The organism is Haladaptatus rarus (assembly GCF_054177585.1).
Genome location: NZ_JBPEHG010000002.1, coordinates 222,561 through 232,669, shown reverse-complemented (window position 1 = coordinate 232,669; position 10,109 = coordinate 222,561). Strand labels below are relative to the sequence as shown.

12 protein-coding genes are annotated in these 10,109 nt (G+C 61.9%); 7 read left to right on the top strand and 5 right to left on the bottom strand.

Features of this window, described 5'->3' with window-relative positions; genetic code table 11:
- The first annotated feature begins 129 nt into the window (after positions 1-129).
- From hisF to ACR3FE_RS06320, 3 genes are all read left to right on the top strand, one after another.
- On the top strand, positions 130-945 hold the full coding sequence (gene hisF / locus ACR3FE_RS06330) for an imidazole glycerol phosphate synthase subunit HisF (RefSeq protein ID WP_458206238.1): 816 nt from the start codon (positions 130-132) through the stop codon (positions 943-945).
- A 226-nt stretch (positions 946-1,171) separates the two neighbouring features.
- On the top strand, positions 1,172-1,828 hold the full coding sequence (locus ACR3FE_RS06325; RefSeq protein ID WP_458206237.1) for a spore germination YkwD domain-containing protein: 657 nt from the start codon (positions 1,172-1,174) through the stop codon (positions 1,826-1,828).
- A 106-nt stretch (positions 1,829-1,934) separates the two neighbouring features.
- Entirely contained in the window at positions 1,935-2,522 is a 588-nt protein-coding gene (locus tag ACR3FE_RS06320; protein ID WP_458206236.1) for a hypothetical protein, read from the top strand.
- On the opposite strand, the gene ACR3FE_RS06315 is transcribed toward ACR3FE_RS06320, so the two are convergent.
- From ACR3FE_RS06315 to coxB, 4 genes are all read right to left on the bottom strand, one after another.
- On the bottom strand, positions 2,519-2,803 hold the full coding sequence (locus tag ACR3FE_RS06315) for a DNA-directed RNA polymerase subunit L (protein ID WP_458206235.1): 285 nt from the start codon (positions 2,801-2,803) through the stop codon (positions 2,519-2,521). The genes ACR3FE_RS06320 and ACR3FE_RS06315 overlap by 4 nt on opposite strands.
- A gap of 71 nt (positions 2,804-2,874) precedes the next feature.
- Positions 2,875-3,015, bottom strand: a complete 141-nt coding sequence (locus ACR3FE_RS06310; RefSeq protein WP_458206234.1) for a hypothetical protein — start codon at positions 3,013-3,015, stop codon at positions 2,875-2,877.
- Positions 3,016-3,091: 76 nt separating this feature from the next.
- Positions 3,092-3,955, bottom strand: coding sequence for a cytochrome c oxidase subunit 3 (locus tag ACR3FE_RS06305; RefSeq protein ID WP_458206233.1), 864 nt, complete (start codon positions 3,953-3,955; stop codon positions 3,092-3,094).
- Between the two features lie 129 nt (positions 3,956-4,084).
- On the bottom strand, positions 4,085-4,837 hold the full coding sequence (gene coxB / locus ACR3FE_RS06300) for a cytochrome c oxidase subunit II (protein WP_458206232.1): 753 nt from the start codon (positions 4,835-4,837) through the stop codon (positions 4,085-4,087).
- A 74-nt stretch (positions 4,838-4,911) separates the two neighbouring features.
- On the opposite strand from coxB, the gene cyoE reads away from it, so the two are divergent.
- Entirely contained in the window at positions 4,912-6,333 is a 1,422-nt protein-coding gene (gene cyoE, locus ACR3FE_RS06295; RefSeq protein WP_458206231.1) for a heme o synthase, read from the top strand.
- A complete protein-coding gene (locus tag ACR3FE_RS06290) occupies positions 6,330-7,004 on the top strand; it encodes a DUF7546 family protein (protein WP_458206230.1) in 675 nt (224 codons plus the stop codon). Before cyoE ends, ACR3FE_RS06290 begins: the two co-directional genes overlap by 4 nt.
- 43 nt (positions 7,005-7,047) lie before the next feature.
- Here the strand turns inward: ACR3FE_RS06290 and ACR3FE_RS06285 are convergent, their stop codons facing one another.
- The gene (locus ACR3FE_RS06285) at positions 7,048-8,190 is read right to left on the bottom strand and encodes a phosphotransferase family protein (RefSeq protein ID WP_458206229.1); all 1,143 of its coding nucleotides are present in this window, start codon (positions 8,188-8,190) and stop codon (positions 7,048-7,050) included.
- An 89-nt stretch (positions 8,191-8,279) separates the two neighbouring features.
- Here ACR3FE_RS06285 and ACR3FE_RS06280 point away from each other — a divergent pair, with 89 nt between their 5' ends.
- Positions 8,280-9,218 carry an ABC transporter ATP-binding protein gene (locus ACR3FE_RS06280; RefSeq protein ID WP_458206228.1) on the top strand — a complete coding sequence of 313 codons (939 nt, stop codon included), beginning with the start codon at positions 8,280-8,282 and terminating at the stop codon, positions 9,216-9,218.
- A complete protein-coding gene (locus ACR3FE_RS06275; protein WP_458206227.1) occupies positions 9,215-10,015 on the top strand; it encodes an ABC transporter permease in 801 nt (266 codons plus the stop codon). Before ACR3FE_RS06280 ends, ACR3FE_RS06275 begins: the two co-directional genes overlap by 4 nt.
- Positions 10,016-10,109 lie beyond the last annotated feature (94 nt).

Genomic DNA, 10,109 nt, shown 5'->3' with positions numbered 1-10,109 from the left:
GGGGTGGTTCGTGTCACTTTCGAGAAGTCAGAATCCTGCCGAGCGGCCACCAGCAACCGTCGCTACGAACTATCGGCATCCCGTAAACCGACTCCTTTTGACTGCCGACTCCCTACCGTCACCCAATCGATGACCCTCACCAAGCGAATCATCCCGTGCATCGACGTGGACGTGGACGAAGACGGGAACCCGGCGGTTTACACGGGCGTCAACTTCGAAGACCTCCAGTACACTGGCGACCCAGTTGAGATGGCGCGACAGTACAACGAGGCAGGTGCTGACGAGTTCGTCTTCCTCGACATCACCGCCAGCGCGGAGGGGCGCGAGACGATGCTCGGCGTGGTCTCCGAGGTGGCCGACGAGGTATTCATCCCACTCACCGTCGGTGGTGGCATCCGCACGCGCGAGGACATCAAAGAGACTCTCCGCGCTGGTGCGGACAAGGTGTCGATCAACACCGCTGCGCTGGAGCGCCCGGAACTCATCACCGAGGGTGCGACGGCGTTCGGCAACCAGTGTATCGTCATCAGCGTGGACGCCCGCAGGCGCTTCGACGAGGACGGAGAGCACTACGCGCAAGTGGACGGCGAATCCTGCTGGTTCGAATGCACGGTCAAGGGTGGCCGCGAAGGAACCGACGTGGACGTTGTCGAGTGGGCAAAAGAGGCCGAATCGCGCGGCGCAGGCGAACTGTTCGTCAACTCCATCGACGCCGACGGGACGAAAGACGGCTACGACGTCCCCCTGACGAAGGCGGTCTGTGACGCCGTCTCGACACCGGTCATCGCCTCCTCGGGATGCGGTGGCCCGGAAGACGCCTACGAAGTGTTCACCGAGGCGAACGCGGACGCGGCGCTTGCGGCCTCTATCTTCCACTTCGGAGAGTACTCGATCCAGGAGGTCAAGGAGTATCTCGCCGAGCGCGACGTGCCGGTTCGGTTGTAAGACGGCGTTCAGCTGCTCCCTCGTTCGAGGGACCTCCGGAACCGAACAGTTTAATGCGCCATAATTTTTATCAGATTTATGAAGTGGCGATGTAAGTGGTGTGGACGGCCACACGCTGAAAACAGCCCACCGTGTGAGAGCTGTGGTCACGGGCGATTCGAGCAGACGGTCGTCCAGATGGCTCCGGAGGGAGATGGTGACTCGTTCGTCTGGGTGTGCACTGGCTGTGACCGCACCACCATGTTCACGGTGTGGTGGGATGACCTTCGAGAAGCGTACTCCGGAGTACGAAACCGTCGAGTCGGAGACCGACGCACCGGGGTATCTGGACCTTGCACGACCACTGCTTCCTGCCGTCCTCGTCGCCATCGTCTCGCTCGCGCTCATCGCATCGGGGATCGTTTCGCTTCCTGCTGGTCTTCTCTCGACACATCCGACCGTCTCGGACGCTCCCGGCCACGCCGATCAGGTATCTGACCTCGACCTGCCGACCATCGAGCAAGCAGTGCTCACAAAGATCAACGACCGGCGGAAAGCAACAGGGCGTGAACCACTGCGCAAGGATACGACACTCCAGCGAATCGCGACGTTCGAAAACCAGCAACGCGTCGTCTCTCAGTATCCAGGTGGTAGCGTCTCCGGGTCGGCGAAGGAGTTCAACTCCCCGTGTCGTGGTTCCATAACGTTGCTCGTGAACACTGCCAGTCCGTCGGTTACGGTTGAATCGTTCGAAGACGAATCGAGTCTCGCAGAGACCATCGTCAGCGGTATGTTTGCCCTCCCTGCGTGGGAGGAGACGGCTCTCTCTGCTGACGGGTCTGCAGGTGTGGACGTTCACGTCGGCCCAGACGGACGAGTGTTCGTCGTTCAGGCGTACTGCTGATTCGTCGTCATTCGGTGATCGAACTGGTGAGGCGTACCTCGGCGAGCGTGACGTACCGATCCGGTGGTAGCACAAAACTTATTCTCGGGACCAAACAGGTTAGCGTATGAATCGCCGTGCCCTCCTTTCGGCCTGTGGAACACTGCTGGCTGCTGGCTGCCTCGGAGACCGAACTGGTTCACCGGGGACGACCGACGAGACGACGCGAGTGACCACCGGAACCACGAGTTCGACGACGCGCTCCAGCAGCACGACGCCATCGACCAACACGACCCGGACGACCCACTCGACGTGCACCGCACGAGGGTCGGTCGAACCCACCGACCACGTTCTCGGTGCCGGTGGGTGCGATTCGGGTTCGGCCTCGGTTGCGCTCGAATTCGGGCAGGACGAGTTCTGTCACGCGTATCTTTTGTTGGATACCGGTCAGGGACAAGGTGACGCCGTCCAACTCAGCGAAGCCGACGTGACCGAACTGCCCGAACTCCAGAACGCGGTCGCGTATCTCGGCCCGGATTCGACGAGCGTTCGCGTTCGGACGAGCAAGCGACGAACCGACGAGATCTTCGACCATCTCGGCTCGCTCGCCGAAGAGTACGAGAGCACGACCCGATTCGCGTTCGACGGTCGAACGTTCGCACTCCTCGTCGCACAGGAGACGTGTGTTCTGACGACCGATACGACCGAAAATTAGGCGGCAGTCTCGAACGCCTCGCGGAAGGCGCTCGCTTTGTTCTTCACGTTCTGGGCACCGGCTTCCAGCGCGTCGAGGGGGTCGGTACCGTCCTCGGTCTTGAGACTGAGGATGGGGTCGGTCTGACCGCCGGACTGTTCGGGGTTCACGTCGTAGGTGGCCGCCGCGACGCCCTCGGTTTCGAGGAGCGCACCCTTGAGCACGTTCATGAACGTGTGGTTTTCGCCCCCGATTTCGATCTGGAGTTCGGTGTCGCTCTTCTCGATGACCCGCAGTTCCATACCCCCGAATTCTGCGTTGTCGCGTTTCAATCTTGCGAAGCGCGCGTTTCACGTCGGCGGAGCGTAGGTTCTCACGTCGTTTCGTCCGGCGGCTCCGTCCCGAGACGGTCCTGTCGGCGGTCGTCGGGCTTGTGGATGCGTCTGCGCTCCATGTACTGAGATCTACTGAATTGTACTGATTTGTACTGGCCGGTCGCAGTGGTGTCCAGCACCCTCGGAAGATGTCCCGCGGTCCGACAGAGTGGTAACTCACCTCTCGACGAGCGAAACGAAAACGAATGGTCGGGCTTAGATGCCCATCTCCGCGCCGAAGTACAGCACGACGACGAGGAAGATCCAGACGGCGTCCACGAAGTGCCAGTACATCGAAACCGTCGTAACCGAGAGGTGGCGGTCGGCGGAGTACTGACCGTAGAGCGCACGTACGAAGACGATACCGATGAGCACCGCACCCATGGAGACGTGCAGGCCGTGCAGGCCCGTCAGGCCGAAGAACGCGCTGTTGAACACGCCGCCCGTGAGCGTGAAGTGGTGGTGAACGATGAACTCGTAGTACTCCAGCACCTGCCCACCGATGAAGATGACGCCGAGCAGAAGCGTCGCGCCCAGTCCTGCGAGGAACCGACTCCGGTTGTTCTTCCGGAGTTCGACTTCCGCCCAGTGGAGCGTGACACTGCTCGCTATCAGTAGCAAGGTGTTGACGATCACGAGCGAAGTCGTCAGTTCGGGAAGCGAATCACCCGTCGGGGGCCACGTGCCCGTCCGGATGAAGAAGTAGTAGACGAACCCTGCACCGAACGTCGCGATCTCCGACCCGAGGAATGCGATCATGCCCCAGCGGAGTGCGCTCGCTCCGGCTTTGTTCGTATCGCGGCTCCAGAAGTGTTTGACGAAGGCGTGGTACACCCAGCCGTACAGTCCCGCGAGGAAGACGAAGGTGCTCCCGATGAACACTGCTGGGCCGAGTATCGGGCTGACGAGACTGTTCTCCCCGTTTCCGAGGATGAACAGCGCAGCACCGATGTAGAATCCTGCCCCGCCGATCGCTGTGATAAAGGGCCACCACGACGCCTCGCCGAAGCCTTTCGGCCAGTCTTCGACGGCCGGGAGGTGATGGCCGTGCTCCTCTTTCGAATCGTCCGTTACCGTCATACAGAGACCGTTACGGTTCGACTACTAAAAATGCACCCAAAACCCGCTGCTGGAACAATCCACGATTCGTGTTACCACGAAGCAAGCGACTGCTACCGAATACGACAGTCGAAGGGAGAAAAACCGGATTCAGGCCGAACTGTTGTTGCCGCCCGAATTGCTGTTGTTACCGCTCTGTCCACCTTTCTGCTCCTGGAGCCACTGCTGGTACTCGCTCTGTGAGACGACTCGAACTTTGCTCAGCATGTTCGAGTGACCGACGCCACAGTACTCGGCACAGTAGACCTGGTATTCACCCTCCGTCGTCGCTTCCGTCTTGATGACGTTGTGCTGGTTCGGGATGGCGTCCTGTTTCAGCCCGAGCGCCGGGGCGTGGAAAGCGTGAAGCCAGTCTTTCGACGTGATATTGAGATAGACTGGGCGGTCTTTCGGGATGACGAGCGTGCTCGCACCTTCGACGTTCTGTTGTGGGTAGTTGTAGCTCCAGATGTATTTCTCGGCGACAACTTCCACTTCGACCGCGTTCTCTTCCATGTTCTGCGCGTCTTGCGGCGTCGTCGTGACATACTCGTTCGCCATCACGCCGTAGGAAGCGTACCCAACGAACAGAAGGACGATGGCGGTGGCGACCGTCCACGTGATCTCCAGCCGTCGGTTCTCTTTGGTCGGGAGTGGGTCTTCGTTGTTACGGAACTTCCACACGGTGTAGATGAGGATTCCCTCGACCAGCACCGTGATCGGAATCGCCGCGTACAGTAGCTGCGTGTTCAGCGTCCGGATGAGTTCCTCGGTCGTCGAGTTGTATGCCAACACGGGGTCGACGGCGACCGTGAGGAGCGCCGCGCCGAGCACCGAGACGAACGCTATCCGCTTTGAATCCATACTGCCTTAGGCTTGGGAAGTACTCCATAAATATGTGCTGTCTTCGTCGTCGGGGGAAGTCGGATGGTCTAAGTATGCGGGAACGCAACTCCAGCACAACGGTGGCATTGCAGGATATCTCTTCAGGTCGATTCGAACGTGCATTGACAGCGACGGCAGTCGGCGTCTACCTGCTGGTCGTCGTCGGTGCAACCACATCGATAACGAACGCTGCAACGGCCTGTACGACCTGGCCCGCCTGTAACGGTCACTGGCTCGTCCCGTTGGACGATCCGAAACTCGCTCTCGCGTGGGGACATCGCGTCGTCGCGCTCGTCGTCGGTCTGCTCCTCGCTGTAACGACGTTGTTCGCGTGGGCACGCAAGAGACGGACGCGAAGACGTGTCCGTCTCGCGCTCTCCGGAGCCGCGACGCTCTATCCGGTTCAGATCGGATTGGGTGCGCTCGCCGCGACGACCCAGACGACCACGTCGTTCGCCGCGATCCACCTCGTCGTCGGGATGGCTATCTTCACGGGCACGCTGCTCGCACTCGCGTGGACGCTCGAACCCGCCGAAAAAGACGGCCCGATCGAGATGGGCATCCGGGACGCGGAGATGCCCGACGTATCGGACGTTGCACAGAGTCCATCCGGCCTCAAAGCGACCGCCAACGCCTACTTCCGGATGATGAAACCGCGGTTGATGTGGTTGCTGTGTCTCGTCGCGTCCGCCGGGATGGCGCTCGCGGCTGGACCGAACCTCGACGTCGGAACGGTCGTCGCAACCCTCACAGGTGGCGTCCTCTCCATCGGTGCGAGCGGGACGTTCAACCAGGTCTTCGAACGCGACGTCGACAAGCGGATGAACCGAACCGCCGACCGACCGACGGCGACGGCACAGATTCCTGTCCGGAACGCCATCGCCTTCGGCCTCTTCCTCTCGGCTGCTTCGCTCGCCGTCTTCCTCTCGGTGAATCTGCTCGTCGCCGTGCTGGGGCTGACAGCGATCGTCTACTACAGCGTGGTGTACACGCTCGTACTGAAGCCGAACACGGTGCAGAACACGGTCATCGGTGGCTTCGCAGGGTCGCTCCCGGCGCTCATCGGCTGGGCCGCAGTCACGGACGGTATCGGCCTTCCGGCGCTGGTGCTCGCAGGGATCATCTTCCTCTGGACTCCCGCGCACTTCTACAACCTCGCACTCGCATACAAGGACGACTACGCACGCGGGGGCTTCCCGATGATGCCCGTCGTCCGCGGTGAGGTCGAAACCCGGAAACATATCCTCCTGTGGCTTGGTGCGACGCTCCTTGCGGCGGGCGCACTCGCGACTGTGACGACGCTCGACTGGCTCTACGCGCTCACGACCGTCGTTTTCGGAGCCGTTTTCCTCCTGGCGGTCGTCAAACTCCACTACGACCGCGACGAGCAAGCGGCCTTCCGCTCGTTCCACGCCTCGAACGCCTACCTCGGGGCGCTCCTCGTCGCTATCGTCATCGACGCACTCGCACTATGAGCACTCGAATCGCGCGCTACCGACCGAGTGGCGAACGACTGCTGTGGGGAGCGGTGGTGCTGAACGCCGAATTCCTCTTGCTCCTGCTGTACTTTTCCCTCTCGAATCACTCTAGCGGCCAACTGCGCTATCTCCTCTACCCCTTCATCTGGATCAACGTCGCGCTGTTGGCGGTGTGGGGAACGAACCCTGTCGCAAAGAGCGAGCAACACAAGATACTGGGGATCGCCGTGGCGGTCGGCTACTTCATCGTCCTCGGCTACGTCGGTGGATTGTTCGGGCCCGGCCACTCGATGCCGGGAATGCCGACGGGGAATTTCAGAATCTCGTGGCTCCCGCCGGGCTGGGGACCTGCTCTGCTTTACAACGGCGATCTCGTCCGACTCTCCATCCTGCCGTTCAAGCTGATCGGCTATCTCGCGCTGTCGTATCTCGTCTACGCGACCGTGCTCGACGCTGCGGGATCGGTCGTCGCTGGCGTCCTCGGCCTGTTCTCGTGCGTGAGCTGCACCTTCCCGGTCATCGCCTCTATTGTCACTGGAATCGCCGGAGCGGGTACCGGACTGGCAGCGACGGTCGCCTCCGGTTCCTACGACATCTCGACGGTCGTGTTCGTCGTCACCGTCGCACTGCTGTACTGGCGACCGACGATGCGGCGACCGAAGCAGTGATCCGGGGATTGGAACGACACTGGAACGCTGACGAAACGTCGATCTACAACGAATCTGCCCACTGTTCCAGCAACCGACGATATTCGGTCGCTCGCGTATCCGCGTCGGCGTCGGTCTTTGCCAGTATCGTCTCGAAGTTCTTCATCATCCGGACGAGCGTCGCAAGCCGATACAGCTGATGGCGTTCCCAAAAGCCCGAATCTCGCGTGAGCGAGTTCGTCCGATCGTACCCCTCGTACAGTCGCTTTCGGAGGGTTTCCTGTCGCTTTTCGCTCAGTTCGGGTCGGTTCGTCAGAACCGCCTCGGTCTGCACGAGTTCGTACTCCGCGTGGCCGGTCGCCGGCTCACCCCAGTCCAACACGGCGTTCGTCACCGTCCCTCCATCCCACGACCCCGCCACTGCATCTGAATCGAGGACGAGGTTTGCGAGCCGGTAATCGTGGTGCATGAGCACCGGTTCGAAGTCGTCGTCCAATCGTCGGGCGACCGTCTCGGCGTGCGATCTGATGCTGGAAACGAGGTCACCGAACCGCGTGTCAGCGAGTCGGTCGGCGTTCGCCTTCACCGCCGTCTCGAACAGTGTTGGCCAGTTTTCGAACGCCGAGGAGACACGAAGCGTTCCGGCGTCGTCCGGTCGCACCGGACCGAATCCGTCGAACGAGAAACTGGCGTGTAACTCCCCAAGATTGCGACCTGCCTCGAAACAGGCCCGTTCCAGGACATCCGGTGGCAACTCGTCGGGGCGCAGTTCGAGCGTTCGCCCTTCGACCGCCTCCATGACGAAGTACGGTCTTCCAAGGGCGTTGCCAGCGTCCGGCCCGAGCATGTCGCCAGCCTCCGACCAGCCAGTGCCCGCCCCGCCGATGTTCGACCCGAGGACGCGCGGAACGGGAATCGCGGTTCGACTGGCGACGAGTTCGAGCAAGCGTGGTTCGACCCGGAATGCGTTCTCGTCGGTGGCGGTAGCGACCTTTAGCACGACTCGCTCCGGGTCGGTCGTATGGTCGGCTTCCCCACCATCGCGTTCGATGGTGAGCGAGTAGACCGCGTTCTTTCCGTGCTCTACTGGGGTTACATCCACGATTCGAGCGTCCGGCAACACTACCCCCATCGCAACGCGAACCTCGCTAACGGAGAGCGGGTCGTTCGACGAACCGATTCGCTCGTCAGAACTATCTCCAGACATGCACGATTCGAGCGACGGACAGTTGCCTGATATACTTTCTCGGGTACCGAATCGAACCTCTTACCTGCGAACGAGGGTAAGGTTCGAGCATGACTGACACGCTCGTCGCCGAGAACCTTCGAAAGCGATACGGCGATACTGTCGCGCTCGACGGCGTCTCGCTCTCGGTCGACGAAGGCGAGGTGTTCGCGCTCATCGGCCCGAACGGTGCGGGGAAGACGACGCTCGTTCGGGCGCTCACCGGGACGACCGTTCCCGAAGAGGGAAGCGCGTCCGTGCTGGGTGTCCACCCTGCAGACGTCGAGAAGTCGCGGATCGGCCTGCTCCCGCAGTCGTTCGACCCACCCGCTCGGCTGTCGGCGCGGGAACTCGTGGACTACTACGCGGGGTTGTACGACGACGCTCGTGATCCGGACGAGATACTCGCGGACGTAGGACTCGCCGACACCGGAGCAACGTGGTACGAGAATCTCTCCGGCGGGCAACAGCGACGAGCGTGTGTGGCGGCGACGCTGGTCAACGACCCAGACATACTCTTTCTGGACGAACCGACCACGGGTATCGACCCGGCAGGCCGCCGAGCACTCTGGTCGTTAGTCGACGAACTCGCGGCGGGAGGAACGACCGTCTTCCTGACGACACACTACATGGCCGAAGCCGAGCGACTTGCCAACCGAGTCGGACTGCTCGCAGATGGTGAACTCGTCGCAGTCGGTACACCCGAGTCGCTGATCGCCGAGCACGGCGGCGAGAGTCGCCTCGTCGTGGAGACGACCGCGTCACGCGCGACAGTCGATACTGCGTTCACCGTCGAAGAGATCGAGACTGGCCTCGTCTTCGATGGAGTCTCTCCAGCAGACATCGGGGGGGTCGTCGGCGAGTTGAACGACCGTGGCATCGAGTACGAGGCGTTGACGTGGACCGAACCCGACCTGGAAGACGTGTACCTTCGGTTGACGGGCGCGGCACTCGGCCCTGAAGCGACACGGCAAGCGGGGACAACCACTATCGCTGGAGGGGATCGATGACCGCCACGGGACGGGTTCGCGCGGAGGCGGGCGCGGCGTGGCGGTCGTTCCTCCGGCGGCGTACCGCCGTCTTCTTCACGTTCTTCTTCCCGGTCATCCTCATCCTCATCTTCGCGGTGCTCGTGCAGACGAACCCCGGCGAGGGCGGGTCGGGTGGCGGTCTCTTCGCGGAGCCACCAGCGTACTACCTGCCGGGCTACCTCGCCGTCGTCGTGCTGTTCACGCCGCTCTCGCGCGTCGGAAGTTCGGTCTCGCGCCACCGGGAGTCCAATCGCTACGAGAAGCTGGCGACGACACCCCTCACGCGCGCGGAGTGGTTACTGGCGCACACCCTCGTCAACGTCGTCATCATCGGACTGGCGGGCCTCATCATCCTCGCGCTGATGGCGCTCGTGACGAACGCGGGCACCTCGTTCGCGGTGTTGCCACTGGTCGCCGTCTTCGTCGCGCTGGCGGTCGCGCTCTTCTGCGGCGTCGGCGCACTCCTCGGGAGTTTCGCCGACTCGCAGGACGGCGTCATCGCGGCGAGCAATGCGATCGCGTTACCCCTCCTCTTTCTTTCGGACACGTTCGTCACGCCAGACCTCCTGCCAGCGTGGTTTCGCCCCGTGATGAACCTCTCGCCACTGACCTACTTCGCACGGGGTGTTCGGGAGCTGACGTACGACGAACCCAGCATCACCGTCGTCGGGCAATCGGGTCTGCTCGATAGCTGGGGATTCAATCTCGTGGTGCTCGCGGTGCTCGCGGTGTTGTTCTTCGTCGCCGGATCGCGTGCGATTCCACGAACGGATTGATCGGATTCACCGCCACGGATTTCGTCAGACCGTCTTCTTCATCGCTCGGCAGGACGGAGTGGTCCCGTCATCCAGTTTAAAAGTAAGGGTGTCA

Excerpts from the sequence above, each read along its gene's own strand:
- hisF (WP_458206238.1), top strand. The coding sequence starts at position 130 with ATGACCCTCACCAAGCGAATCATCCCGTGCATCGACGTGGACGTGGAC.
- ACR3FE_RS06320 (WP_458206236.1), top strand. The coding sequence starts at position 1,935 with ATGAATCGCCGTGCCCTCCTTTCGGCCTGTGGAACACTGCTGGCTGCT.
- ACR3FE_RS06315 (WP_458206235.1), bottom strand. The coding sequence starts at position 2,803 with ATGGAACTGCGGGTCATCGAGAAGAGCGACACCGAACTCCAGATCGAA.
- ACR3FE_RS06305 (WP_458206233.1), bottom strand. The coding sequence starts at position 3,955 with ATGACGGTAACGGACGATTCGAAAGAGGAGCACGGCCATCACCTCCCG.
- coxB (WP_458206232.1), bottom strand. The coding sequence starts at position 4,837 with ATGGATTCAAAGCGGATAGCGTTCGTCTCGGTGCTCGGCGCGGCGCTC.
- cyoE (WP_458206231.1), top strand. The coding sequence starts at position 4,912 with ATGCGGGAACGCAACTCCAGCACAACGGTGGCATTGCAGGATATCTCT.
- ACR3FE_RS06290 (WP_458206230.1), top strand. The coding sequence starts at position 6,330 with ATGAGCACTCGAATCGCGCGCTACCGACCGAGTGGCGAACGACTGCTG.
- ACR3FE_RS06285 (WP_458206229.1), bottom strand. The coding sequence starts at position 8,190 with ATGTCTGGAGATAGTTCTGACGAGCGAATCGGTTCGTCGAACGACCCG.
- ACR3FE_RS06280 (WP_458206228.1), top strand. The coding sequence starts at position 8,280 with ATGACTGACACGCTCGTCGCCGAGAACCTTCGAAAGCGATACGGCGAT.
- ACR3FE_RS06275 (WP_458206227.1), top strand. The coding sequence starts at position 9,215 with ATGACCGCCACGGGACGGGTTCGCGCGGAGGCGGGCGCGGCGTGGCGG.